This window comes from Paraburkholderia sp. BR14312, from assembly GCF_040948675.1.
Taxonomy (GTDB): Bacteria; Pseudomonadota; Gammaproteobacteria; order Burkholderiales; family Burkholderiaceae; genus Paraburkholderia; species Paraburkholderia nodosa_A.
Window position 1 is genome coordinate 31,777 of record NZ_JBFPKI010000018.1, and the last position, 25,330, is coordinate 57,106.

At 62.0% G+C, this 25,330-nt stretch carries 21 protein-coding genes and 1 pseudogene; 11 read left to right on the forward strand and 11 right to left on the reverse strand.

Annotated features, from left to right (window positions below; translation table 11 throughout):
• Positions 1-71: 71 nt before the first annotated feature.
• The 6 genes from AB3X98_RS37265 to AB3X98_RS37290 form a co-directional block, all read right to left on the reverse strand.
• Positions 72-1,682 (reverse strand): APC family permease, encoded by a 1,611-nt coding sequence (locus tag AB3X98_RS37265; RefSeq protein WP_368605349.1) that lies wholly within the window; start codon positions 1,680-1,682, stop codon positions 72-74.
• Between the two features lie 193 nt (positions 1,683-1,875).
• Entirely contained in the window at positions 1,876-2,799 is a 924-nt protein-coding gene (locus AB3X98_RS37270) for a LysR family transcriptional regulator (RefSeq protein WP_368605348.1), read from the reverse strand.
• Positions 2,800-3,153: 354 nt separating this feature from the next.
• A complete protein-coding gene (locus AB3X98_RS37275; protein ID WP_368605347.1) occupies positions 3,154-3,546 on the reverse strand; it encodes a hypothetical protein in 393 nt (130 codons plus the stop codon).
• Positions 3,547-3,685: 139 nt separating this feature from the next.
• Entirely contained in the window at positions 3,686-4,372 is a 687-nt protein-coding gene (locus AB3X98_RS37280) for a response regulator transcription factor (protein WP_254317387.1), read from the reverse strand.
• Between the two features lie 39 nt (positions 4,373-4,411).
• On the reverse strand, positions 4,412-5,815 hold the full coding sequence (locus AB3X98_RS37285) for a sensor histidine kinase (protein WP_368605346.1): 1,404 nt from the start codon (positions 5,813-5,815) through the stop codon (positions 4,412-4,414).
• Positions 5,816-5,825: 10 nt separating this feature from the next.
• A complete protein-coding gene (locus tag AB3X98_RS37290; RefSeq protein WP_368605372.1) occupies positions 5,826-6,506 on the reverse strand; it encodes a response regulator transcription factor in 681 nt (226 codons plus the stop codon).
• A 495-nt stretch (positions 6,507-7,001) separates the two neighbouring features.
• Here AB3X98_RS37290 and AB3X98_RS37295 point away from each other — a divergent pair, with 495 nt between their 5' ends.
• Both AB3X98_RS37295 and AB3X98_RS37300 read left to right on the forward strand, forming a co-directional pair.
• Positions 7,002-7,271 carry a DUF4148 domain-containing protein gene (locus AB3X98_RS37295; RefSeq protein ID WP_368605345.1) on the forward strand — a complete coding sequence of 90 codons (270 nt, stop codon included), beginning with the start codon at positions 7,002-7,004 and terminating at the stop codon, positions 7,269-7,271.
• Between the two features lie 282 nt (positions 7,272-7,553).
• Positions 7,554-8,756 (forward strand): porin, encoded by a 1,203-nt coding sequence (locus AB3X98_RS37300; protein WP_368605344.1) that lies wholly within the window; start codon positions 7,554-7,556, stop codon positions 8,754-8,756.
• Positions 8,757-8,930: 174 nt separating this feature from the next.
• Here the strand turns inward: AB3X98_RS37300 and AB3X98_RS37305 are convergent, their stop codons facing one another.
• Positions 8,931-10,355: a PLP-dependent aminotransferase family protein gene (locus AB3X98_RS37305; RefSeq protein ID WP_368605343.1), complete on the reverse strand. Its 1,425-nt coding sequence runs from the start codon at positions 10,353-10,355 to the stop codon at positions 8,931-8,933.
• 196 nt (positions 10,356-10,551) lie between these two features.
• Between AB3X98_RS37305 and AB3X98_RS37310 the strand changes: the two genes are divergently transcribed.
• From AB3X98_RS37310 to moaD, 6 genes are read left to right on the forward strand one after another with little or no spacing between them, the layout of a single operon-like run.
• Complete coding sequence (locus AB3X98_RS37310) at positions 10,552-12,942, forward strand: FdhF/YdeP family oxidoreductase (protein ID WP_368605342.1); 2,391 nt, start codon at positions 10,552-10,554, stop codon at positions 12,940-12,942.
• Positions 12,943-12,947: 5 nt separating this feature from the next.
• Positions 12,948-14,342: a cytochrome ubiquinol oxidase subunit I gene (locus AB3X98_RS37315; RefSeq protein ID WP_368605341.1), complete on the forward strand. Its 1,395-nt coding sequence runs from the start codon at positions 12,948-12,950 to the stop codon at positions 14,340-14,342.
• A 44-nt stretch (positions 14,343-14,386) separates the two neighbouring features.
• The gene (gene cydB, locus AB3X98_RS37320) at positions 14,387-15,373 is read left to right on the forward strand and encodes a cytochrome d ubiquinol oxidase subunit II (protein WP_368605340.1); all 987 of its coding nucleotides are present in this window, start codon (positions 14,387-14,389) and stop codon (positions 15,371-15,373) included.
• 27 nt (positions 15,374-15,400) lie between these two features.
• Positions 15,401-16,501, forward strand: a complete 1,101-nt coding sequence (moaA, locus tag AB3X98_RS37325; RefSeq protein ID WP_368605339.1) for a GTP 3',8-cyclase MoaA — start codon at positions 15,401-15,403, stop codon at positions 16,499-16,501.
• A 42-nt stretch (positions 16,502-16,543) separates the two neighbouring features.
• The gene (locus AB3X98_RS37330; RefSeq protein ID WP_368605338.1) at positions 16,544-17,083 is read left to right on the forward strand and encodes a molybdenum cofactor biosynthesis protein MoaE; all 540 of its coding nucleotides are present in this window, start codon (positions 16,544-16,546) and stop codon (positions 17,081-17,083) included.
• A gap of 36 nt (positions 17,084-17,119) precedes the next feature.
• Positions 17,120-17,377 carry a molybdopterin converting factor subunit 1 gene (gene moaD, locus AB3X98_RS37335; protein WP_368605337.1) on the forward strand — a complete coding sequence of 86 codons (258 nt, stop codon included), beginning with the start codon at positions 17,120-17,122 and terminating at the stop codon, positions 17,375-17,377.
• A gap of 13 nt (positions 17,378-17,390) precedes the next feature.
• Here the strand turns inward: moaD and AB3X98_RS37340 are convergent, their stop codons facing one another.
• From AB3X98_RS37340 to AB3X98_RS37350, 3 genes are all read right to left on the reverse strand, one after another.
• Positions 17,391-18,137, reverse strand: coding sequence for a molybdate ABC transporter permease subunit (locus tag AB3X98_RS37340; RefSeq protein ID WP_368605336.1), 747 nt, complete (start codon positions 18,135-18,137; stop codon positions 17,391-17,393).
• A 53-nt stretch (positions 18,138-18,190) separates the two neighbouring features.
• Positions 18,191-19,111 (reverse strand): extracellular solute-binding protein, encoded by a 921-nt coding sequence (locus tag AB3X98_RS37345; RefSeq protein WP_368605335.1) that lies wholly within the window; start codon positions 19,109-19,111, stop codon positions 18,191-18,193.
• A gap of 198 nt (positions 19,112-19,309) precedes the next feature.
• The gene (locus AB3X98_RS37350; RefSeq protein WP_368605371.1) at positions 19,310-20,467 is read right to left on the reverse strand and encodes a D-alanyl-D-alanine carboxypeptidase family protein; all 1,158 of its coding nucleotides are present in this window, start codon (positions 20,465-20,467) and stop codon (positions 19,310-19,312) included.
• 384 nt (positions 20,468-20,851) lie between these two features.
• Here AB3X98_RS37350 and AB3X98_RS37355 point away from each other — a divergent pair.
• A pseudogene (locus AB3X98_RS37355) lies at positions 20,852-21,086 on the forward strand (cyclopropane-fatty-acyl-phospholipid synthase family protein); the annotation flags it as partial.
• A 105-nt stretch (positions 21,087-21,191) separates the two neighbouring features.
• Here AB3X98_RS37355 and AB3X98_RS37360 read toward each other — a convergent pair.
• Positions 21,192-21,926, reverse strand: coding sequence for a YoaK family protein (locus tag AB3X98_RS37360; RefSeq protein ID WP_368605334.1), 735 nt, complete (start codon positions 21,924-21,926; stop codon positions 21,192-21,194).
• Between the two features lie 709 nt (positions 21,927-22,635).
• On the opposite strand from AB3X98_RS37360, the gene AB3X98_RS37365 reads away from it, so the two are divergent.
• Both AB3X98_RS37365 and AB3X98_RS37370 read left to right on the forward strand, forming a co-directional pair.
• Complete coding sequence (locus AB3X98_RS37365; protein WP_368605333.1) at positions 22,636-23,640, forward strand: FUSC family protein; 1,005 nt, start codon at positions 22,636-22,638, stop codon at positions 23,638-23,640.
• A 396-nt stretch (positions 23,641-24,036) separates the two neighbouring features.
• Complete coding sequence (locus AB3X98_RS37370; RefSeq protein ID WP_368605332.1) at positions 24,037-25,272, forward strand: MFS transporter; 1,236 nt, start codon at positions 24,037-24,039, stop codon at positions 25,270-25,272.
• Positions 25,273-25,330: the final 58 nt, after the last annotated feature.

Consider the following 25,330-nt stretch of genomic DNA (forward strand, 5'->3'; position numbering starts at 1 on the left):
AGCTCTTTTCCGAACTTGCGACTAGTCCCGGCGATCCGGGAGGCGCTTTCAAACGCCCCCCTCGCCCACACTTAACCAGACACGCGATCCGCAACCTTTGCGCGCGCGCCGAGGCTGCTTTCGTGTTCACGCTCGTCGAGGTACTCGGTACGGTAGCCCGCGCGTACGCCCCAGTAGTAAAAGACCAGCGAGCAAACGATCACAGCGAGCATGTCCCAACCGTAGGGCAGTATGCCGAGGCCGCCGAAATCCTTGCTGCCGATCTCGGACAGAATCGCCATGACCGGCAGGTAGGCTATGAGCCACCACGCCGCCTTGAGGTCGCGGCCCCAGCCGTTAAAGCCCGACTTGGCCTGAAAATAGAAGTACACGGGTAGCGCCACGATCATCAGGAGAATGATCTCCCCGGTCAGCGGCCACTTCGCCCAATAGAGAACGAGCGATGCGCAGACGAACGCGAACGGCGCGATCACGTTCATGAACGGCAAGCGCAACGGACGAGCGAGATCGTGGGCTGCACGCCGCAGCGCCATCAGGCTGATCGGTCCGGTCAGAAAGGAGACGACGGTCGCGACCGAAATCACCGCGGACAGCGTTCCCCAGCCGCGGAAGAAGAACAGAAAAATAAACGACACCGACAGGTTGAACCACATGGCCTGACGCGGCACGCCGTAGAACGGGTGCACATTGCCGAACATCTTCGGCATGGTGTTGTTGCGCTCCATTGCGTAAATCATGCGTGCCGTCGTCGCCATGTAGGTCGTGCCGGTACCGCTCGGGCTCACGAACGCATCGACGTACAGCAGGACTGCCAACCAGTTCAGGTTCAGCGCGATCGCCAGTTCCGCGAAGGGGGACGCGAAGTTGAAGTGACTCCAGCCCTTCGCGACGTCGGCGGGATTGACGGCGCCGATATAAGCGACTTGCAGCAACACATAAATGACCAGCGCAAGCAGAATCGAACCGACCACGGCGAAAGGCACGCTTTTGGCCGGATCGCGCGCCTCACCCGCCAGGTTGATCGGGCTCTGGAAACCGTTGAAGCTGAATACGATGCCGCTCGTCGCGACCGCCGTGAACACCGCCGGCCAGCCAAATGGCGCGAAGCTGCCGGCCGCGCCGAAGTTCTCCTTGTGGAAGCCCGTCAGCATCAAGCCGAGGATCGTGGCGCCCGGCACGAGGAACTTGAAGACCGTGATCGCTGAATTGGCGCGCGCGAACACCTTCACACCCCAATAGTTCAACATGAAGTAGATGACGACGAGCAACGCCGAGAGAAAGACACCGGTCGGTGTCAACGATCCATCGACCAATAACCGGTGCGCCCAGTCATAGGGCCACGTGCTCATGTACTGGATCGACGCTTCAGCCTCGACCGGAATTACGGATACCATCGCAATCCAGTTGGCCCACGCACTAACGAAACCGACGAGCGCGCCGTGCGAATAGCGTGCGTACCGCACCGTGCCGCCTGACTCGGGAAACATTGCGCCAAGCTCGGCGTACGTCAACGCGATGGCGAGAATCACGACCGCACCGATGATCCACGCACAAATGGCCGCCGGCCCCGCGATTTTCGCTGCCTTCCATGCGCCGAACAGCCAGCCCGACCCGATGATCGAGCCCAAACCAGTGAACATCAGCGCAACTGGCCCGATGTTCCGTCGAATAGAACTTTTCACTTCTTTCCCTGATATTTACAGATCCTCAACGGGAGAATCCAGATAAAAGCGGTGAGGCTAAGCAGCCAAAAAAACCGCATTAACCCCACGTTCCGAATAAGTTCCTTTCGGGTCGGGCTGTATATCAGGGCAAAAGAAGACGGGTTATGTCGCAGTCAGGTCACCGCCTGATGCGATGTGCGAATCCACGTGGTCAGGCAACCGCACGCAACGCAACGGTTTTGTTGGGCGTCCGATATTGGCTCACCGTGAAATCGATGAAGCTGCGGACCTTTCTCGACAGGTTGGTGCGCCCCGAGTAGAGCATCGAAATCTCGCGCGGGCCCCCATTTACATCGAACTGCTCGAGCACGCGTACAAGCGTGCCGTGCGCGAGATCATTGGCGACAAGCGGAGCGGGCAGCAGTGCGATGCCAATGTGATTCAGCGCGGCCACGCGCACCATCGAGCTGCTCGACGCGCTAACGCCTCGCCCAGTGCACACGCGATAGACGCCGTTCGCGTTGGATAACTCCCACGTGCGCGACGAGCCGTCGGACACGGCGAGCAGGCTATGCCCGCCAAGCGCCGAGGGATCGCGCGGCGTATCGTGCCGTGCGAGATACGTCGGCGACGCGACGACCACGTCCTCAATGTTCGTCAGGCGCCGGCTCACCAGTGTTGCGCTGGCATACCGCCGGCCGTCGGAAAAGCAGACGTCGTAGCCCCCTTCGACCATGTCGATGTGCGTGTCGAACGTCGTGACGTCGAAGTCGATGCGGGGGTGCAACGTGCGATAGGCGGCGAGCAGCTCCCCGAGGCCCGACACGGCGAACGTCATTGGCGCCGCGATCCGCAGCGTGCCGCTCGGGTCGCGCGTGGTCTCCATCAGGTTCGACTCCATTTCATCGAGCTTGTCGATGATCTCGCGGCAGCCCTCCAGATAGTCCTTGCCGATTTCCGTCAGCGAGAGGCTCCGTGTGGTGCGGTTCAACAGCCGTATGTTCAGATGCGCTTCCAGCATGCCGATGCTGCGCGTGACTGCAGCTGCCGACATGCCCAACTGCCTGGCGGCCAGATGAAAGCCGCCGAGGTCCACCACGCGCGTGAATACCCGCATCGCTTGTAACTGATTCATGTTCTCTTAGACAGAAGGTGTGCTCGACATGGTGAATCATGGACGACCGAGACTAAATCCATCCTGCCAGGCCGATTAATTCTTCTTTAAGTTCGCATCGCATTCGTGAACGTTTGCGGAGTCGTTTCCCATCCAACAGGCATTTCCCGAACCTTGCCGGCAAAAAAAGCGCGAGCCAGGCTCGCGCAAAAGGGATAATGATGAACAAGTGCAGCGCCGACAGGGCGTCCATTCCATTAACGCATTGCGACGGCACGAGCAGTATAGGTATGTCGACGATGGCTCGGTTGGCTCACTCTGCAATTCACTCGTTTGTTTAACAAAATAATTCCGGTCCGGCAAGCTGCATCAATTTCAGTTAGGCAGCATCGCCAGGCGCTCTGCGCTCTGCGCTTCCTTCACCGCCTTCGCTGTGCTGGACAGCACCTCAGTGAGCTTTTCGAGGTTCTCTTGTGGAATCGCAAAGCCGGCCCAGCCGATACCGGTGTGCCGGAGCATCAGTACGACGCCGTCAAATAGCGGGCTCGTCTCCGCGTGCCAGCACGGGTCCATCTCGATCAGGTACTGGTGCGAGTGCGCGGGTTTCCTCGGAACCTCCGGACGCATCGACGCGCGAAGCATCGCGAGATGCTCGATCACGGCGTCGACATCGCTGCTCTCCAGCATGGCGGTTCCGCCTTCTATTCGGATGCACACTGCAGGCGTGCCGTATTCGTTCACCAGTTCGATGCTCATCGGGCGGGTCATGTCCCTGTTCCTTTCACTTTCACGATCAGGAAATTATGGCGCGCGTGCTGGCGCGGAACGTTGCGAGCCGATTGCCGGACCATGAAATTTTATTCATGTTCGACGTCGGCGAGCGGCCGCGCGGAACGATGCGCCGGCGCTAGCGACGCGCCGTGCTGAGCTGATAGCCGTAGCGGTTAACGGTTTGGACGTGGACGTCGGGCAGGTGCTGCGTGAGCTTGCGCCGCAGTCGCGAGACGACCAGATTGACGTTCGACGGGTCGACATCACCCGTCTCGGGCCACGCGTAGCGGGTCAACTGATCACGCGGGACGGGGGCGTTGAACTGGCGCATCAGGCATTCGAGCAACAGGTACTCGCGCCGGGTCACGGCGAGCCGCCGCTCGCCATCGACGAGCTCGCGCGTCAGCGGATCGAGCAGCAACGGCGCCGCGGCGGGCTGAACATTCGCGGCGCGCGAGAGCGCCGTGCGACGCAGCGCCTGCATCCGCTCGTGCAATTCGATGAACGAATAGGGCTGGCAGAAGCAGGCATCAGCGCCCGCACGCAGCACCCGAGCGCGGTCCTGCGCCGCCGCCAGCCCTAGCAACACGATGATCGCTGCGCCGCGACCCACCGCCGACAGCTCGCCGAGGGAGCCGAGCAGCGCCGCGTACCGCGCCGGGTCAAACGTCATCGTGACAATCGCGTCGTACGCCTCATGGCGTGCGAGAAAGATGCTGTCGCGCAGGTCGTCGGCGCGTTGGAGGCTATACGCGCTTTCCTGGAGCGCCTTGAAAAGCCACGTGGATTCGGGATGCGAAGGCGCGGCGAAGAGAACTCGCATTCGGTTGGACCTGCAGTCCTGCAATCAGTATCGATTTGATCAGGCAAGCGTGCGTGACCAGCATTCGATCGTCACACGCGTGCCCGGCTTCTCGTCGTCGATGCGCATCGTAAAGTCGTGTACGCGGATCACCGCCGACACGATGCTGAGCCCGAGCCCGGAGCCTGTAAGGTGGCTCGTCCGCTCGCTGCGGTAGAAACGCTGCAGCACTGCTTCACGCTCTTCCGCGGGGATGCCGGCGCCATTGTCGACGATGTCGATGCGCGGCCCTGCCGTCGTCTGGGCCAGCGTGATCGACACCGAGCCGCCATCGTGCGTGAACTTGATCGCGTTGTCGATCAGATTGCTGAGCATCTCGAACAGCAGGGCACGGTCGCCATGTACCGGCTCTGTGCCGCCAGCGTTCACGGTGAGGTTGATCGCGCGGGTTTCCGCAAGCGGCTCGTAGAGCTCGCCGACCTCGCGCACAAGCGCCGCGAGCTCGACCTCGCCGAAGCCGCCGCGCCGCTGCAGCGTGCCGATCTCGGAGATCCGCAGCATCGCGCGGAAGCGGTCGAGCAACGCATCCGTTTCGGTGCGCGCGCGCCGCACGAGGTGGTGGATCGCTGCGTCGTCCACGCGGCTCGTGCGCTCCGCGATGTGCGAGAGGAGCGTCCGGACATGGGCGAGCGGCGTGCGCAAGTCGTGCGCGATGCCGTCGCACGCCCCTTTCACTTCATTCATCAGCCGCTCGACGTCGTCGAGCATGCGATTGACGAGGTGCGCGAGCATATCCAGCTCGTCGCGCCCGCCGACCGGCAGGCGCTGCCCCAGGTCGCCCTGCGCGATGCGCTGCGTGACGCGCCGGATCTCCCTCGCGCGCCGCATCTGCCGCATGCTCAGCGCGAGGCCGCCCGCGACGCCCGACGCGAGGCACAGTATCCCGCCCGCGACGAGCGCGTTGATGATGGTCTTGCGGATGTGCAGGATATGCGTGAGGTCGCGCGCGATGACGAGTGTTTTACCGTCCTTGCGCCGTTCGACCATCGCACGCACGACCGGCGACGGTCCGCTGCCCTCGATCTGCATCGAATGTTGCAGCGTTACGCCCGTGCGGTCGGCCCGTACACCGGACGGCATCGCAAGCACGTCGCCCGCGAGGTGGGACCCATCGGGCGCAAAGAGACCGTAGTAGTTGGAATGCATCCGCTCGCGTTCTATCCGGCGGTAGATCGCGTTGTTCAATTCGGAGTCGGGCAGCGAATCGAAGTAGATCAACTGCCAATCCATGACGACGTCGGTTTCGCGCTCCATCTCCGCCGTCACGGTCCAGCCGATGTAGCTGAGCAGCAGCGCGACTGAGCACGAAAAGACCACAGCATAGGTCGTCAGCAGCCGGAAGGTCGCCGAATGCCAGCGCCCCCTTACGCCGACCGGCGGCGTCGAAGTAGAAATTTCTGTCAACGTGTTGCGCTCACGCGAGCATGATGTAGCCGGCACCGCGCACCGTCTGGAGCAGTGGGGGAGCGCCGGGCGGATCGACCTTCTTGCGCAGTCTGCCCATGTGCACGTCGATGAGATTGGTGCCCGGATCGAAGTGATACCCCCAGACCGCCTCGAACAGCATCGTGCGTGTGATCGTCTGTCCGGCGTGGCGCATCATGAATTCGAGCACGCGATACTCGGTGGGCAAGAGCGCGATCTCTTCGCCATTACGTTGGGCCTTGCGCGAGATCAGATCGAGTTCGAGCGGCCCCACGCGCAACGTCGTTTCGGATTGGGTTGCGGGCGCCTGGCGGCGGCGCAGCAGCACTTCGAGGCGTGCGGCCATTTCCTCGGGGTCGAACGGCTTCGTCAGATAATCGTCGCCGCCCGCGCGCAGGCCGCGGACGCGTTCGTCGACGTCGCCGAGCGCGCTCAGCATCAGGACCGGCGTCTGGACGCCGATGCTGCGCATCGTGGTCACGATGGTCAGGCCGTCAACGCCCGGCAGCATGCGGTCGAGCGTAATCACGTCGTACTCGTCGCTGATCGCGCGCGCAACCCCGTCGCGGCCGTTCGCGGCCCAATCGACCGTGAAACCGCGGCTTTTCAATTCGCCAACGATTTCATTCGCGGTGATTTCATCGTCTTCGATCGTGAGTACACGTGCCATGATCGGGTCGGACGCCACGGTGTACGGCACCACCTGGCGCGGCAAGTTATCGGAAGGGGGACATGATGCCATATTCGGTGCTTGCGTTCATCCCGTAAGGGCTGGTTCAAAAAAGGGAGCGCGAATATCGAGCATTGCCCCACGCGGACTACCCGGTCAGACGACAAAAACCCAAAACCGGTTTCATTAAAAAAAATTTAGAGTGCGAGCCGCGGCCCGAGTCCTCGTGCCAAGCCTCCCCTTTTTAAACACTTTTTCACCTTCATGCCGGGCCTTCGATACGTCGCACAAAATATCATCGTGGCTGTCATGCCGGGATCAGCGGCCAGCCCGATTACGTGAAGAGGACGCTTTGCGCCAACTCCCGTTAGCGTGCGGTAACCGCGAAGTGCTGCTGTCCGCCTGACACGACATTCGGTCTTTCAGCTTCGCCGCATTCGCGAACGCATTCGCCTTGCGAACTTTGAACCTCGCAACCACATACAGGGAGTACTAGTGAAAAAGCTTACTCGTTCGACAATGCCCGTCGTGATCGCACTCGCCGCCTTGTTCAGTGCTGCGGGCGCTCACGCGCAGACCGTTCAGGATAGCCAGACCCACGCCGCTGCCCCAACGCAACACGCGCTGACGCGGCGGGACGTCGAACACCAGCTCGTCAAGGCCGAGCAGGACGGCTCACTCGCGAGTGCGGACTCGATCTACTACGGCACCTACTGGGGCTGGGTGAATCCTGTCGAGACGCAAAGTCTGGTTGCCGTACAGTAAATGGCAGCAGGCATCGAACCTCACCAGTGAGGACTGCGGCGTTGCACTTCGACAACGCCGCGTGCACGTGGCCGCCTCTGCGGCCACATTCGAGCAGCGTTGGTACGCTGAGCGGGCTCTCCAGCCCATGACTTTTTTATGACGAACGACGTGAATGCCGGCACGTCACTCTTTCAGTTTTCGGCGCCTTCGGCCTTTCTCCGCTTCCTATACTCCGCCCTTCCTGAAGCGCAGCGGTTTCTTTGCGCAGAACGGAATCGGGTCTAATAACGGAGAAACTTGATGAAGTACAGGAATATAGCCGTCATCGCCGTATCGATGGTGGTCGCCAGCGCCGCACATGCGCAAAGCAGCGTTACATTGTTCGGGTTGATCGACACGAGTGTTGCCTACAGCAGCAGCGCGCGCACCAACGCCGCGAACCCTGCCGCAGGCGGCGGCACGCAATGGCAGATGTTTGCCGGAAGCGTCTATACACCGCGCTGGGGTCTGCGCGGCAGCGAGGATCTCGGCGGCGGGCTGAGCGCGGTCTTCTGGCTGGAAAACGGCTTCAATTCGGCGAACGGAACGTTCAGGAACGGCGGCGACCTCTTCGGCCGCCAGGCATGGGTTGGTCTGAGCGCAAGGCAATACGGTACGCTGACGCTCGGCCGCCAGTATGACTTCATGGTCAGCTACCTTGCGCCGCTGAGTGCGACGGGCTCGGGTTTCGCGGGCAATCTCGCTGAGCACCCGTATGACAATGACAACCTCAACAACGACCTGCGCCTCAACAACTCCGTGAAGTTCAGCAGCGTCGAGTTCAACGGGCTGAAGTTCGGCGCGATGTACGCGTTTTCGAACCAGGCTGGCGAGGTTTCGAACAACAACGCCTACAGTGCCGGCCTGAGCTACGCGCTCGGGCCGCTGAACCTCGCGGCGGCGTACATGCAGATCAACCGCAACACGAATGCCCAGAATGCGAACGGCGCAGTCAGCACGGGCGATGGCGATGCGTTGACGATAGGCGGCCTGCAGCGGATTTACGGCCTGGGCGCGCACTACGCGTTCGGCAAGTCGACCGTTGGCCTTCTCTGGACGCATTCGTCGACCGAGAGCGTTTCGAGCCTCTGGTTCGGCGGCAGCACGAGCAACGGCGCGCTGCCTGGGCCGTCGAACGGCGCGGGCAACGACATCAAGTTCGACAACTTCGAGGTCAACGGACGCTACTTCGTGCGCCCCGACTTCAGCCTCGGCGCGTCGTATATGTACACGACGGCCTCGTTCACGTCGTCGAACGGCAACGCCCATCCGCACTGGAACCAGGTCACGGCTCAGGCGGATTATCTGTTCTCGCAGCGTACTGATGTGTACCTCGAGGGGGTCTATCAGCGCGTGGGCGGTGGCAATGGCATCTCGGCGTTCGACGCTGGCGTGTATACGCTGACACCGGCTACGGGCAACCAGCAGGTCGTTGTAGCCGTCGGCCTCAAGCACCGCTTCTGAACGCACGCATCGTTGCGGTTTGGGGGTGCTGCGATGCCAGGCGTCGCGGCATTGCAAGGAACGGGTTGCGCGGCCATCGCGCAATCCGTTTCCCTCTCGCGCTACGCTCGCCGCATTCGGATGCTATTCCTCACGATCGCCCCAAAGTTACGGCAATGCTCGCCGCAACCGCCTTCAACGCGCACATGCCGTCGCCAGCTTGCCGACGGTTATGACCGCCTGCTCGATTTCGCTCGACCACGGACTGCTGTAGTTCAGGCGGATGAAATTCCGATAGCTGTCCGAAACTGAAAACATATAGCCGGGACCGATCGTGATACGTTTTTCCAGCGCAAGCTGATAGAGTCTCATCGAATCGACTTTGGAAGGCAGCTCGACCCACAGCACATAGCCGCCTGCCGGGCTCGAAATGCGCGTGCCGGCCGGAAAAAACCGCATGACCATCGCTCTCATCAGGTTGGCCTGCTGCGCATATTGCTTGCGCACGCGCCGCAGGTGATGCTCATAGCCGTCACGCTCGAGAAACTCCGCGATCGCCAGTTGCGGAATCACCGGGGTCGCCAACGTATTGAGGAACTTCAGCTTTTCTACCTGATCGCGGTAGCGGCCAGGCAGCGCCCAGCCGATGCGGTACGCCGATGTGAGGCTTTTCGAAAACGAAGCGCAGTGCAGCACCATGCCCTTTTTGTCGTACGATTTAAGCGTGCTCGGATGCGATTCGCCGTAATAGAGCTCGTTATAGACGCCGTTTTCGATAAGCGGCACATCCGCACCCGACAGCAATTCCACTAGCGCGCGCTTGCGCTCGTCGGGCATCTTGAAGCCGAGCGGATTCTGGAAATTCGGCATTGCCATGCAGGCCGCGATCGGTTGTTCCCGGATGATTGCCGCGAGCTCGTCGATGTCGATGCCGTACTCCGGGTTCGTCGCGACCTCGATCGCCTTCATGCCGGCTCGCTCGATGGCGTGCAGCATGGCATAGAACGTCGGCGACTCGACCGCAACGACATCGCCCGGCTTCGCGACGGCCTGCAGGCACAGATTGATCGCCTCCGTTGCACCCACGGTCACGATGATTTCGTGCGGATCGACCGCCATGCCGTTCTCGAGGTAGCGCCGGGCGATCTGCCGCAAGAGTTCCGGGCTGCCCGGCGGCAAAGCGTTCGTTACGCCCCATAGCGCCTTGTTGCGACCTACGGCTGCCGCATAGCGATTGAGCTTGTCAAAAGGAAAGAGCTCGGGATCGGGATAAGGCGAGCCGAGCGGAATGGCGTCGTCGATGGCGATCGAGCGCAGCGTCGAAAGCACGAGCCGGCTCACGTCGACGGACGCCGACACGGCAATGGGCCGTGTCGGGCGCAACTCATCGGCGTGGCGATCGCCCTCGGCCACGCGCAGGCTCACGAAGTAGCCCGACTGTGGGCGGCTCTCCAGCAAGCCCCGGCTTTCCAGCAGCACGTACGCGCGAATCACCGTCGTAATACTGATGCGATGCTGCTGACTCGCTTGCCGCACCGATGGCACACGATCCCCCGGCCGATATACACCCTTGCGTATCAGATTTTCGATGTCGTCGGCGAGTTGCTCATAAAGATTCACTTCTTTACTCCTCGATCCGCGCGCGTGTTTCACTTGAAATGTTCCGGCGCGCGCGCAACTGTACTCTAGCAAGCCGGTGGAATCTGTGTGCCTCGATGCAGTGCTTCTGCTCTTAAGCTTGGGCCATCCAATCGCAGTGCGCGGCATTGGCCAGAAAACGCTGGGCGGCCTGCGCGAAGTCTACGGAACGAAAGTCATGGACCAGACAAAGCCAAAGGGCAAAATCGAGGCGTATCACCACCCCGCCGCCGGGTGGGGTGCGTTGAAGTACGTTGCCGTCAATCTGATCAAGGAGCGCGTTGCGGGCGGCAACTACCGCACCCTGTTCAAGCAGAACCAACCGGACGGTTTCGACTGCCCTGGCTGTGCGTGGCCCGACCGCCAGCACGCTTCGACCTTCGAATTCTGCGAGAACGGCGTGAAGGCCGTAGCCGCCGAAGCCACGACCAAACGCGTCACGCCGTCGTTCTTCGAAGAGCACACGGTCGAATCGTTGATGAAGCAGACCGACTACGAGCTCGAGCAGCACGGCAGGCTGACCGACCCGATGGTGTACGACGCCGTCACGGACCGCTACCGGCCCATCGCCTGGAACGACGCTTTCGCACTCGTCGCGAAGCATCTAAACCAGCTCGACTCGCCCGACGAAGCGGCGTTCTACACTTCGGGTCGTGCGAGCAACGAAGCCGCGTTCCTCTATCAGTTATTCGTGCGCATGTATGGCACGAATAACTTTCCCGACTGCTCGAACATGTGCCACGAGGCGACGAGCCGCGGCCTCCCTGCAACGGTTGGCATTGGCAAGGGCACGGTCACGCTCGACGACTTCGAACTGGCCGACACCATCATCATCTTCGGGCAGAACCCCGCAACGAACCACCCGCGCATGCTCGGCGAACTGCGAGAAGCATCGCGCCGCGGCGCCACCATCGTGTCGGTCAATCCCCTGCGGGAGCGCGGCCTGGAGCGCTTCACGAGCCCCCAGCATCCAGTCGAAATGCTGACATTCAGCAGCACGAAGATTGCCTCGATGTTCATCCAGCCGAAGCTCGGCGGCGACTTCGCCTTGATCAAGGGCGTCGCCAAGCATCTCATCGAACTCGACGACAAAGCGATCGAGAACGGCGCGCAACGGTTGCTCGACCTCGACTTCATCAACCAGCACACCCTCGGCTTCGACGCCTTCGCCGACGACCTGCGCAACGAAAGCTGGCCGCTGCTCGAAGCGGAGTCCGGCGTCGCGCGCGAAGATATTGAGGGCCTGACGCGTACCTATGCGAACGGCGAGCGGGTGATTGCCACCTGGGGCATGGGCATCACGCAGCACAAGCATTCGGTGCAGACCGTGCATATGCTCTCCAACCTCCTCATGATGCGCGGAAACATCGGCCGCGCGGGGGCCGGTCTGTGTCCCGTGCGCGGCCATTCGAATGTGCAGGGCAACCGTACCGTCGGTATCGAGGAGAAGCCTGCGCAGGCATTCCTCGACCGGCTCGGCGAGGTCTTCGACTTCGAACCGCCGCGCGAGCATGGCCTCGATGTCGTCGAGACGGTCGAGCACATGCTGGAAGGCAAAGTGAAAGTGTTCATAGGTCTCGGCGGCAACTTCGCCATGGCGACGCCGGACACCCCGCGCACTTTCGACGCGCTGCGCTCGTGCAAGCTCACTGTGCACGTCACGACGAAGCTCAACCGCAGCCATCTTGTCCACGGCACGGACGCACTGATTCTTCCGACGCTGGGCCGCACCGAAATCGACGTGCAAAACGGTATCGCCCAGGGCATCACCGTCGAGGACTCGATGAGCATGGTGCATATCTCGTACGGCATGAACAAGCCCGCTTCGCCGAACCTGATGTCAGAGACGGCCATCGTCGCGAACATCGCGCACGCGACGCTCGGCGACCGCAAGGTAGACTGGCTCGCCTATGCCGGCGACTACGCGAAGATTCGTGACGCCATCGAGCAGGTTATCGACGGGTTCCACCAGTACAACGAGCGCATCCAGAAACCAGGCGGCTTCCATCTGCGCGTCGCCTCGCGCGAGCGCGACTGGAAGACCGAAAGCGGCAAGGCGAACTTCATCGTACACGCCGTGCAGCAGGACACGCCGATCGCCCGCGCAAGAGCGCTGCACGGCGAACGCCTGATGACGCTCATGACGACGCGCTCGCATGACCAGTACAACACCACCATCTATGCGCTCGACGACCGCTATCGAGGCGTGTTCGGCCAGCGCCGCGTCGTGTTCATCAACCCGGCCGACATCGCCATGCTCGGCATGCGCAACGGCGACTGGGTCGACATGACCACGGTCTGGGACGACGGCATCGAACGCCGCGCGAATTGCTTCCGGCTCGTCGAGTACGACATCCCGCGCGGCTGCATCGGCGCCTACTACCCCGAGACGAACCCGCTCGTACCGCTCGCGAGCGTGGGCGACATCTGCAACACGCCGACCTCGAAGTCGATTCCGGTGTTGCTGCACCGTTCGGCCGAACCGCCGGTCCTGCCAGCTTTTGATTCCTCTTGCCGGGCAGTGCCGCTCCCATTCGGGCCGCACAGCGGCTCTCAACTTCCCAGGTGATGACCATGTCTGTCGAAGCCCTTGATCTGGCGCGCGGCCAGTTTGCGATGACCGCGATCTTCCACATACTCTGGCCGATTCTCACGATCAGCCTGTCCGCTTTTCTGCTCGTTGTCGAGATACTCTGGGTCAAGACCAGCGATGTCGTCTGGTACCGCCACGCGCGGTTCTGGAGCAAGCTTCTGTTGCTCAATTTCGCCGTCGGCGTCGTGAGCGGGATCCCCATGGAGTTCCAGTTCGGCACCAACTGGGGGCCGTTTTCGGAATACACCGGTCAGTTCTTCGGCAACATTCTCGGCTTTGAAGGCGCGATGGCCTTCATGCTCGAAGCCGGCTTCGTCGGCATCATGATGCTGGGATGGGAGCGTGTTCCCAAGGGCGTTCACCTGTTCGCCACGGCGATGGTCGCACTCGGCTCTTCGCTGTCCGCGTTCTGGATCATGGTCGCGAACTCATGGCTGCAAACGCCGAGCGGCGTCGCCGAAGTCAACGGCAAGCTTGTCGTCACCGACTACGTGAAAGCGATCTTCAGCCCGGACATGCCGTGGGGCACCTCGCACATGTGGTTTGCCGCGCTCGAAACCGGCCTTGTGGTGGTGGCGGGCATCTCGGCGTACTACCTGCTCAAGCGCCGCGATCCGGCCTTCTTCGTGCGCTCCTTCAAGCTCGCGCTGCTGCTTCTCGCGTTCGTGGCTCCCGTGCAGATCTGGCTGGGCGACTCCAGCGGCGTGGATGTCTTTGCCACGCAACCGGCCAAGGGTGCAGCGATCGAAGGCCACTGGGAAACCAACGCACCGGGCACCGGTGCAAGCTGGTCGCTCCTCGCGTGGCCCGACGCCGCCCAGCAACGCAACGACTGGTCGCTCGAAGTGCCAGGCCTGCTAAGCCTCCTCGGCACGCACAGCCTGCACGGCCAGATCAAGGGCCTGAGGGACATTCCCGTGGCCGAGCAGCCGCCGATGATTCCTCTGCTCTACTACGGGTTCCGGGTCATGGCCGGTGTGGGTTTCCTGTTCATGGTGCTCGCCTTCTGGACGCTTTACGCGCTGCGCAAGTCACGTGGCCGCCTTGAGGCGCTGCTGGCGCGACGCAAGCTGCTGCTCGCGTGGGTATTGGCGATCCCGCTGCCGTACATTGCGGTCGAGTGCGGCTGGATCGTGCGCGAAGTGGGCCGCCAGCCGTGGCTCGTCTATGGCCTGTTGCGCACGAGCCAGTCCGCCTCCGCGATTCCGGCCGGCGCCATCTCGGGCAGCATGATCATGTTCGCTGCTTTCTACGTCATCCTCATAACGTCGTTCTTCGTCTTCGCTCGCCGCTGGCTGCGCCGCGGCCCCGACCTCGGCCTGATGCCGCCGGCCGAGCCTGCCCGCCAGAGCGCCGCGCACGCCGTCGACTACTGAGCGACGACGCATCCGCCGCTTCGCATTCACCACAGGAAGTCATCATGCCTCCCTCAACAACTCAAGACCTGCTAAGCCATGCGTGGTTCGGGCTCATCGGCCTGATGCTCGTGCTCTACGTCGTCACGGACGGCTTCGACCTCGGCGTGGGCGTGCTCACCCTACTGCGCCGCCGCGAAAGCGACCGCGACCTGATGATCCAGTCCATTGGCCATGTGTGGGACGCCAACGAGACCTGGCTTGTCGCGCTCGGCGGCGCGCTCTTCGGGGCGTTCCCCGAGGCCTACGCGATGATTCTTTCGGACCTCTACGTTCCGGTGATGCTGCTGATCGCGAGCTTCATCATGCGCGGCGCGGCGATCGAGTTTCGTCATGCCGCACACTCCAGCAAGACCGTGTGGGACCGCGTGTTCGGCATCGGCAGCCTGCTCGCGGCGATATCGCAAGGCATCGTGCTCGGCAAGATACTGACCGGCTTCGTGCCCGGCGCCACGAACCTCGGCTTCGTGGCGGTCACGGCGATCGGCGTCGTGTCCGGCTACTGCCTGCTCGGCGCGACCTGGCTCGTAAAGAAGACGACGGGTGCAATCGAAACGTCGGCGCGCCGCTATGCCGTTGTCTCTGTGTTCACGACCGTGGCGGCCGCGCTGGTGGTGTCGTTCGCCACGTTGAAGCTAAGCCCGGTGGGCGTGACGCGCTGGCAGGAAACCGGCGTGTTCCACCTGCTGATCGCGCTGGGCGTGCTGGCCGCACTCGCGTTTCTCTACGTGCTCTACGCGATTCACATGCGCGGAGAGCATGGCCCATTCGTCGGCGCCACGATCCTGTTCGTGGTCTCTTTCGCGGGCCTCGCGATCAGCCTGTTCCCCTACATCGTGCCCGGTCAGCTCACCGTCGCCGCTGCGGCATCGGACAGCACGACGCTCACCTTCATGCTATGTGGGATTGGCATCGTGTTCCCGATCATGGTCGGCTATAACCTGTACCAATACCATCTGTTCCGCGGGAAGGTCGTGCCGGTCAAGCACTAGTCATCTGCCCGCTAATGTGAAGAGATCATGAACGCCATCGCCGAGCCACTCATCGCCGCCGGACCGTCGTCGGACGGACTGCCCCGCATCGCTGCGCCGGCCTTCGACAGGCTCGGACGTCCCCTGCGAGATCTGCGCCTGTCCGTCATCGATCAATGCAATTTCCGTTGCACCTACTGCATGCCTCGTCACGTGTTCGACGCGGACTACCCCTTTCTGCGGGCATCAGAGCGCCTTTCCTTCGATCAAATGGTCAAGCTCGCACGGGCATTCGCGTCTCTTGGCGTCGAGAAAATCCGCATCACCGGCGGCGAACCGTTGCTGCGGCGCGGACTCGAAGCGCTCATCGAGCGCCTCGCGCGCCTCACGGCAGCGAGCGGCAAGCCCATGGACATCGCAATGACGACAAACGGCTCGCTGCTCGCCAGCAGGGCACGCGCTCTGCGCGATGCGGGCCTCGGCCGCGTCACGGTCAGCCTCGATGCTGTCGATCAAGGGGTATTCCGGCACATGAGCGACGTCGATCTGCCCGTGACGCGCATCCTCGACGGCATAGAGCAGGCGCAAGCCGTGGGCCTCGCTCCCGTCAAGGTGAACGCGGTGATCCAGCGGGACGTCAATGACAGCCAGATCCTTCCGCTCGTGCGTCTGTTCAGGAACACGAGTGTCGCCGTACGCTTCATCGAGTACATGGACGTCGGCGGTGCTTTCGACTGGTCTAACGCGACAGTGCTCAAGGCGCGGGAGATACGAGCCATCGTGGAGTCCGAATTTCCTCTCGTGCCGCTCGCGGCCGAACGGGAAGGGGCGACCGCCGTCAAGTATCGGCATGCGAGCGGCAGCGGCGAAGTCGGATTCATCTCGAGCATCTCGGCGCCTTTTTGCGGCGCGTGCTCCCGTGCGCGCGTATCCGCCGACGGTCAACTCTATACCTGCCTCTTCGCCATGCACGGAACGGACCTCAATCCCTGGCTCGGCGACGCCGTGACCGTCGAGCAGTTGGCCGAATCCATTCGCGCAAGCTGGAACGCCCGTGATGACCGGTACTCGGAACTGCGCTGGATGCGGCGCAAATCGGCCACCGGCAAAGTGTGGCCGACAGTGCGCATGTCGCTCGTAGGCGGCTGAACGTTGCCACGCGCTTCACGACCCGCTACAGGAGGAAGGATTATGACGCCTGTCAGACCCTCGCAGGGCGCCCTGCCCGACATCCCGTCTCACTCCGAGAACACGCAGCCCCGCATCGGCATAGCAGCCGGCTTCGAAGTACGTATCCAGCATCAGCCGATCGATATTCAGGCGGAGATTGCACCGATCATGCGCAACCCGAACGTGGGGGCCGTGGTCAATTTCGTCGGGGTCGTCCGCAATAGCGGTGATTCCGACGACGTCGTCGCGCTCGAACTCGAGCAGTATCCCGGCATGACCGAGCACTCGCTATGGGGCATAGTCGAAGAAGCCAATGCACGATGGAAGGTCGATGCCATCAAGGTCGTTCACCGGGTCGGCCGCGTCGCCCTCGGCAATGCCGTCGTATGCGTGGTTGTCGCCGCGCCGCATCGCGCTTGCGCATTCGGAGCGTGCGAGTTCGTGATGGACTTTCTGAAAACGCACGCACCGCTGTGGAAAAAAGAAGTCAGCCGTGACGGCACATCCGAATGGGTAGAAGCCAGAGCACATGACGAACAAGCCATGCTGCGCTGGGGCTGAGGCTCCCGCGCCGCCGGCGACAACCGGAACCCAATCATGAGACTCACCATCAAGTATTTTGCGAGCATCCGGGAACAGCTCGGCATGCAGCAGGAAGTCGTCGATGTCGACGCGCCGCAGTTCACGATCGACGCGCTGCGGGCGCGGCTGGCCTCGCGCAACGCCCGGATGGCCGCAGCCTTACCCGAAGGCCGCCGGGTACGTACAGCCGTCAACCACGAAATGGTCGCCGGCTCATTTGTCGTGCGCGAGGACAGCGAGATCGCATTTTTTCCACCGGTGACCGGCGGGTAAAGCAGCGCTCGATTCACCGCTGCTGCTGCGTCCTCACTCGCTGAAGAACACACGTCACGACAAAGGGAAACGGCAGCATCAGCAACAGCAATATCCACGTCAGGACGTATACGGCCTGGATTCCACTATCTTGCAGGTCAACGAACAGCTCGACTGGGATACCCTGCGGAAAGTATGAGAAAACCGCAACGATTCCAAATTCGCCGACGATACGAACCCATGCCAACAACACAGCGGTCACGATGGCCCGCGAGGAAAGTGGCAACGTCACGCTGAAGAACGTCGTCAAAGGCGGTGCGCCCAGATCGTACGCCGCTTCTTCGAATTCGGGCGCCACGTTCTCAAAAGCCGTCCGTGCCGAAGTCACGTACCAGGCAAGGCCGCCATAGACCTGTGCAAGCACAAATGAACTGGCATTATTGTTCAGTGAGACGCCAATCTCTGCGAAAAGCCGTCCGAGCGGTCCATAGGGACCATATGCTGAGACGAGCAGGATGCCCATGGCGAGCGATGGGATGAGCATCGAGTAGAAAACCAGAATGTCGACGTATCGCGTGAGCCGCGATTGGCTGCGTGCCAACCAGATCGACAGTGGCGTACCGACGATCACGATCACGATGATCGCCCAGACGCTCAACCGGAGCGACACGCCAACGGCCCGCCAGTCGCCGTAAGCCGCGTGAAGATCGTTGAACTGCGTCTCGCCGACGAGGCAGACGAGCGGGAGAGCCAGCAGCGCCAATGCGGGCGTCAGGCTCAACCATCCCGCGCGAGCCATCTTCGATCGAACAGGTTTCATTCCGCGATTGGGCCTTACTTGTTCAGGGCGCTGCCCTTTGGTGCGTCGTACCCTTTCTGATGGAAGATTGCTTGCCCCGCAGGACTCAGCATGAAGTCGATGAATGCTTGCGCGAGTTGGGGATGCGGCGCGTTGTTGAGCACGGCAGCGTAAAAGACCAGCGGTTGCGGGGAGAGTGTGCGCGGAGCACTGGCCGTGCCGGCGAGCTTGAACGAAACCGTGTCGTACCACCGGCGGGCGTCAGCGGGATTGCTGAGGTTGATCTCGTCCGGAAGTGCAATGTAGGGGAGCTTCGCGGAAATCACCGCGCTCCGATAGCCGGAAGAGGCATCGACTTGCCCCGCCTCCAGCCTCGAGAGCAACCCCCCTTCCGCAAAGACTTGCTGCGGATTCTCCGTGGCGCCTAGAATTCTCCGGGCAAGACCAGGCTGTCCGTAGTACCTTTCCGCCAGTTCCACAGTGAAGATGATGTTCTGCCCTTGGGGATCGAACTGCGGATCCGTTCGACCAAAGCGCAAACCCGGAGATTGGAGCACCCCCCACCACGGCGAGCCATGCCCCGCCCTCGCCGCTTCCATCTGCTTCGCAAACGGGCTTTTCGGATTGAAAGCGATCACCATGCCCGTGCTGGCGACGGGAAGCGCGCGATCGACCAGGTTCGCTGCCTCGAGGATCTCGATCGGACCTGACGTGATCGAGACGAACACGTCGGCAACCTGCTTTCTCGACGCCAGCAGCCGAGCCATGCCGTAAGCGCCTTCACCTTGGCCCTCGTAATCGACGCCGTTCCTATTTGCAAAGGCCGGCCCGAGCGCTTCGTCCATCACCACGCCCATCGAGCCGGCATATGCGACACGTATCGCTTCATGCGCGCGTGCTACCGGCGCTGTCGCCAACATGGCCACGCATATAAGGCCAGAAATGCGCCATTTCACTCTATGTCTCCCGATATCGGCGCAAGCAGTCCGGCACGTCCGCGCCCCGCCGTCGTTGCGCATCAAGAGCGATCGCGCAGGCCGCAATTGCCGAGCTTTCCGTTCGCGCCTGAAGAGCCGTCTTCAACTCGAAAGATAGCATGCAGACCGCCTCCCAGATTCTGTCCATAATGGCACTTGCGAATCAGCCGTCGCCGCTTACGTCTTCGAACCGACCCGAAGCAGCGCCGAATCCCAAAGCCGGCTTGCGAGTCCCGCCTGCGGCACGGCTTCGAGCGCGACCAACGGCGCCTGCGCAAGCACCTTGCCATCGTCGATAAGCGCGACGCTGCCGACACGCTGTCCAGCGGCGAGCGGCGCGATCAAGGGCGTACTCAGGGTGACACGCGAAACGATTTTGCTGCCCGTGCCCATCGGCACCGTTGCTGCAAGATCACCTGAAACACCGACCGTTACGGACAGGCTCGTCCCCTCGTAGACACGCGCCGTTTGTACGGCCTGTCCCGGCTGCCATGGCCGTACCTGCGTGAACGCGTGATAGGCGAAGTCGAGCAGTTTCATGCTGTCACGCACGCGGTCAGCCCCGCTGGGGTCTCCCATCACGACGATAATCACGCGCCTCGTCGCACCGGCGGCGCCGGGCTCGGTGCGGTTCGCGCTCGCAATGAGGCAATAGCCAGCGGCTTGCGTGTGCCCGGTTTTGAGGCCGTCCACCGTCGGATCGAGCCACAGCAGACGATTGCGATTAGGCTGCCGGATGTTGTCGTAGGTGAACGTCTTGACAGAGAAAATCGGGTAGTACTCCGGAAAATCGGAAATCAGACGCGCCGCCAGCCGCGCGAGATCGTCGGCTGTCGAATAGTGGTCCGGTTCCGGCATGCCGTTGACGTCCGCGTAATGCGTGTGGACCATGCCGATCCATTGTGCCTCTGCGTTCATCATCTCGACGAACTGCGCCTGGCTGCCGCCGACCAGTTCGGCGAGCGCAATGGCTGCGTCGTTACCCGATTGGACGATTAACCCATAGAGGAGGTCCTGCACGGTAACCGGCTTGTTCGGCGAAATGAACATGCGCGACTGGTCGGAGCCCACTGCGCGAACCGCATCGCTGGGGAGCACCGTCTGATTCAAGGCAATCTTCTTCGACTGCAGCGCCCGAAATGTCAAGTAGGCAGTCATGAGCTTCGTGAGCGACGCCGGCTCCATTCGCGCATCGGCATTGGCCGAGGCAAGCACCTGGCCATCGCTCTCGTCCATGATGACCCACGAGCGCGCGAGCACGTTCGGCGGGGCGACCTGCGCGAACGAAGTGACACTTGTGACCGAGAGAACGACTGCGGGCAACGTGCGGCGCAACACGCGTGTTTGCAAAGATAACCCGGTGAGGCGCGACAGCCGCGCGTGGAGTGGGGACGGACGCATGATTTCGAATCGGGAATAGCAGTTGAAGTGACGGAGTGCGGTTGGATGCTGGGTACAACGCGGAATATCGAAGTGCTGCGAGTCACGATCGGAATTCGGCGAGCTCTCGCCCGTGTGTGACAGAAAGCCACAGCGTCAACGTCACTATAGATAGGTTGACGTCCGGCCAGAACGGCGCCAACGAAAAATCAGCTTTGCGCAAGGGGGACAGCGTCACTGGCGACCCGCCACTACGCTGTGAACAAATCGCATCCTGCCCTCCCGAATTACCCACCAACCGGCGAGTATCGACGAAAGCCAAAACAACGAGGACCTCCTGGCGACGAAGACCTCGCCCCTGCGCAGTTGAAGAAGAACGACCACACCCTCGCTCAAGGAAGACCAGACGCTGCTCGACATCGGCTGCGGCTGGGGCGCGCTCGTGCTGCGCGCGGCGCAGAAGTTCGGCGCGCGCTGCGTGGGCGTGACGCTCTCGCAGAACCAGTTCGATCTCGCCACCGCACGCGTGAAGGCGGCAGGCCTCGAAGACCGCATCGAGATCCGCCTGCAGGACTAGGTCCAGGCGCCCCGGTACGGTCACGGCGCGCTAACTGCCACTACGGATCGATTTTAAAAAAATGCGCCATGATCGACGCCTTGCCTGCTGTCGCACGTCCGACTATCGCACTCGCGTATATTGGAACAGGCAAGGCACGCCGTAACCGAGCAGTACCAAAGCTGCGAGGATGACTATCCGCTCCCCGATATACGGATAGATGACCGCCGCTGTCAGGCCGCCCAGGCAAAAAGCCCCTACCGTAGCAACGCGAAGGAGCAAGTCCTGGAGCTCGCCGCCCTCCTGGCACAAACTTCCGCGCTTGCATAACTGTGCGATGATCACGCCCACCCCCACGCCGATATCGGTCGATGTACCGGACACGTGCGTAGTGCGCAACCGTGCATGCGAAACGCGGGCGGCCATCGCATTTTGCAGCCCCATCAGGAAGCTCAGGCCATAAACCATTATGTCGGCCCGATGCGTGCTCGCGAGGTGGTCCGCGCCATCGAGCGCCACGAGCAATAACGCCTCGGCCACCAGGATGGCTATGCATGCGCGGGCACGCCGATGCGATCCGACCAGTTCGAGCATCAGTGCGGCGAACGTCGCGCCGGCAACGAACAGCAGCACGATCGTCAGGTAGCGCACTCCGTGCCCAGCATCACCGCCGCCGAATTGGTCGGCCAGCGACGTGACGTTGCCGGTCATATTGGCCGAAAAGACACCGGCGATCATGAAGCCCATGACGTTGAGCGCACCGGCCACACCGGCAAGCGCGCTTGCGAGGCCCACCTCCACGAATAGCGCGTGGCGAGTATGAGCGTCATTCGGCGTCGCAGTGAAGGGATTGTTCATGAAACGGCTTGTAAAAGCTTCAGCCAGAAATGCTATCGGAGTTGTTGCACGCTCTAGCGCAGCGGGGGTTGTACCGTGGGAAATCCGCCCCCTACGCTCACCATGTTGCAGCCATGTCGATCGACAATAGAATACCCGGCGCGGTAAAGGAGAATTGCGCTAATCGATCGACCTGCTTTTCACTCATTGCATGCCACACGCGCGGAAATTCAGCAACGGGAACAAGGGACCGTTTCAGTTGCAACTTATCCAGCCGGAAACTGAAACCCTCGAGTAACCGCCGGTTGTTGAAATGCACCCGACTGCAGTCGAGACACGGAGAATCCGCGCCATGCCCACGCGCGGCGTGCATGGGCTGTTTGATCGTCGTTGCGGGACCGCCTTCGAATGGTCGGCACGTCCAATGCCGCCATCCCTTTCAGCCTCACCGCGGTATATGTCGAAGCCACCGGCAGGCATTGCGATCGAGGGCGGCGAGATGCAGACAAGCTCACAATTTGGGAGCGTGGGCACATGAAACAGCGCAAAACGCAACTTCACGATTGCGTTTCCAGCGTAAACCTCGACCGTCGTTTCGGCGCCCGTCGCGCTACCCGCGTCACGTGCTGGCACGCGGCAGGGCACCGAATCCGTTTGCAAGGTACCGTTGCAGCGACCGTATCAACGGACGCCTGGCGGCACTCCCATCGCTACAGAAATTCGTCGGGAAATGCTGAGTCGCTTGATTAACTGGAATATGTTGTTGCGCGCAGCCGCGTTGCTCGTGCCGATCTTTATCGTCGAGTGGGTGACGGGTGACACCAAGTGGTTGAGCGTACCGGTCGTCACTGTGTCTGCGTTTGTGGCGGTAGAGCGCGGACGTCTGGCGCCGCTTGGTGCCGTGCTCTACGCGCTCGCGATTGGCGTGGCCTTCGTCGCCGTGACCGCCTCTTATGGCACACCCGCCGCGTATATCGGCGTCTCTGTGCTGCTTGCGGCCGCATGTGCGAGCTTGCTCGCCGGTGGCAGCGAGATGCGCTGGACCGGCTTTTTTGCGTTTATTCCCGTCATGTACTTCGGCTGCGAAACGGCGCGCGGGGCGCATGGCCATGCGTATCTGAACGCCGGCATAGAGGCCATGCCCTACGCGCTGGCCGCAACGCTGCCCGTCATTGTCGCCTCGATCGTCAGCTACGCCACGCAGGGTGAACCACGCTCCGAGCGCGGCTGGCTGGCGCTAAGGCTGATCAGCGAGCCGCCTTCACCGGGGCTGCGTGAGGCGATCGTTGCCGGGGTGCTCGCGGTGGGATTGGCATCGGCCCTGGCCGCTTTGCATCCGATGCCCTATCAGGAGTGGTTCGTCTGGTCAGCCTTCAGCGTTGTGACAGGTGATTGGAAATCGGCACGCTCAAAGTGGCGTGACCGCCTGGCGGGCACCATTGTCGGTGTGCCGGCGGGCGTGCTGGTGGCGATGCTTTTGCCGCATAGCCACGCGCTCGCCAATGCGGTCGAGATCGCGATCGCGCTGGAGCTCGTTGCTTTCCACCGCTACGTGGTGGCGTTCGGTGTGCGGTGTGCGATGCATGGGGCCGCGATCGTCATTTCGGGCCACACCTGGCTCTGCGCGGACGCACGCCTCATCGATGTGGCGCTCGGCAGCACCATCGGAATTCTGTTCGTACTCGCCGCGCATGAGGGAGCGCGTTCCCTGCGGCGCAACAATATTGCGGTGTGACGGCACAATTCAGCCCCCTCGTTCATCACGGCCTTGTCTTGTGCTTCGTCGTGGCCGCGATCTGCGTCACCGCAAGATTCTTTGCGATTTTGGCAGTGCACGCGCCGCCCAACGTCAGACCGAAATCGAATACTCCAAAAGCCCCTCCTTCATGTACGTCCAGCCCGAGTGATGGTGCGCGTTCGTTCGATATTAGACAGAACGCTGCACGCCAGGACCATCTGTCGATCCCGCTTCTCCGATGAGCTTTCGCGAACGAAGGCATCTGAATATGTCACTTGTCGGCGTATTTGCGGCTACTTAGGATCAGTCCGACTAGCCGCGGCGGGAGGGCTCGGCGCGGCCGACGCGGGCCCGGTTCTTTCTCCGGCTTTTCTCTATCGGCAGATGCTCACCATGATCGACCCCAATAAAAGCAGGCGCGCCAGCCTCGCGGTATTTGCGCTGCTCTATCTCGGCTACGGCATCTCTTACATCGACCGTTCGGCGATCGCGTTGTCGCTCGTCGCCATCGGCAACGAACTCCACCTCGGTGCGGCCGCGCTCGGCTTCGTCATGAGCACGTTCTACATCAGCTACGCCGCCATGCAGATTCCCGGCGGATGGATCGCCGACCGCTGGGGCAGCAAAAAGGTCATCGTCGTATCGGTCGCGTTCTGGTCGCTGTTCACGTTGATGACGGGTCTTGCGTGGTCACTCGCCTCGCTGATCGCGATCCGCTTCATTTTCGGTCTCGGCGAAGGCGGTTTTCCCGGCGCGGCGGTCAAGGGCGTCACCGAATCGTGCGCGCGCGAGGATCGCCCGAAGATGTCCGCGCTCCTGATGTCGTCGAACTATGTCGGCAGCTTCATCGCGCCGCTCGCCATCGCGCCTCTCATCTTGTGTCTCGGCTGGCGTCATGCGTTTTTTGTCGCAGGCGGCGTCGGTCTCGTGTTTGCGCTCTTCTATCTGTTCGCGGTGAAGGACACACCTCAGAAGCGCGATTCGGCTGGCCGTTCCACAACCATCGACGGCGCGGCGACGCGCGCGCTACTTAGAACGCCGCTCATGTGGAAGATTCTGCTCACATGGTTTGGCATGGGCATCGTCAACAAAGGACTCGATGCGTGGATGCCCGCGTATCTCCTGACCGAACGTCATCTCGATCTAAAAGCGGTCAGCATGCTCACGCCGCTGCCGTTCGTCGCTGCGAGCGTATCGACGGCTCTCGGCGGCTGGATTCTCACGCGCTGGTTCGACGGCCGGGAGAAGTGGCTGATGGCCGCGTGCTGCGCGCTTTCCGGCGTGTTCCTCTACGAGATGTACACGGCCCAAACGGTCACGGGCGTGATCGCATATCAATCGATCGTCTACTTCTTCAAGTCGTTCGTATTCGCCGGCGTGTTCGCGCTGCCGACCAAATTTCTGCCGCAAAAGCTCATCGGCACGGGCGCGGGCATGGTCAACTTCGGTGGACAGATCGCGGGATTCGTCGCGCCGGCGGCCATTGGCCTGCTCGTCTCGACGACAGGCAACTACAACGCCGTGTTCGGCTTCCTGATCGTGGCGACAGTGCTCGCGTTCATCACCAGTCTGTCGATCCGCCTGTCGCCCGAAGCCGAGGCACACCTCGGCGCCGCCGAAGAGGCCTGATCGCTTCGCCAGGCATGCAGGCGCTATGATGGAGCATTCCGCGTCTTTCCATCCATCC

Excerpts from the sequence above, each read along its gene's own strand:
- AB3X98_RS37280 (WP_254317387.1), bottom strand. The coding sequence starts at position 4,372 with ATGCGAGTTCTCTTCGCCGCGCCTTCGCATCCCGAATCCACGTGGCTT.
- moaD (WP_368605337.1), top strand. The coding sequence starts at position 17,120 with ATGAGACTCACCATCAAGTATTTTGCGAGCATCCGGGAACAGCTCGGC.
- AB3X98_RS37360 (WP_368605334.1), bottom strand. The coding sequence starts at position 21,926 with ATGAACAATCCCTTCACTGCGACGCCGAATGACGCTCATACTCGCCAC.
- cydB (WP_368605340.1), top strand. The coding sequence starts at position 14,387 with ATGCCTCCCTCAACAACTCAAGACCTGCTAAGCCATGCGTGGTTCGGG.
- AB3X98_RS37290 (WP_368605372.1), bottom strand. The coding sequence starts at position 6,506 with ATGGCACGTGTACTCACGATCGAAGACGATGAAATCACCGCGAATGAA.
- AB3X98_RS37300 (WP_368605344.1), top strand. The coding sequence starts at position 7,554 with ATGAAGTACAGGAATATAGCCGTCATCGCCGTATCGATGGTGGTCGCC.
- AB3X98_RS37370 (WP_368605332.1), top strand. The coding sequence starts at position 24,037 with ATGATCGACCCCAATAAAAGCAGGCGCGCCAGCCTCGCGGTATTTGCG.
- AB3X98_RS37365 (WP_368605333.1), top strand. The coding sequence starts at position 22,636 with ATGCTGAGTCGCTTGATTAACTGGAATATGTTGTTGCGCGCAGCCGCG.
- AB3X98_RS37310 (WP_368605342.1), top strand. The coding sequence starts at position 10,552 with ATGGACCAGACAAAGCCAAAGGGCAAAATCGAGGCGTATCACCACCCC.
- moaA (WP_368605339.1), top strand. The coding sequence starts at position 15,401 with ATGAACGCCATCGCCGAGCCACTCATCGCCGCCGGACCGTCGTCGGAC.
- AB3X98_RS37270 (WP_368605348.1), bottom strand. The coding sequence starts at position 2,799 with ATGAATCAGTTACAAGCGATGCGGGTATTCACGCGCGTGGTGGACCTC.
- AB3X98_RS37315 (WP_368605341.1), top strand. The coding sequence starts at position 12,948 with ATGTCTGTCGAAGCCCTTGATCTGGCGCGCGGCCAGTTTGCGATGACC.
- AB3X98_RS37275 (WP_368605347.1), bottom strand. The coding sequence starts at position 3,546 with ATGACCCGCCCGATGAGCATCGAACTGGTGAACGAATACGGCACGCCT.
- AB3X98_RS37330 (WP_368605338.1), top strand. The coding sequence starts at position 16,544 with ATGACGCCTGTCAGACCCTCGCAGGGCGCCCTGCCCGACATCCCGTCT.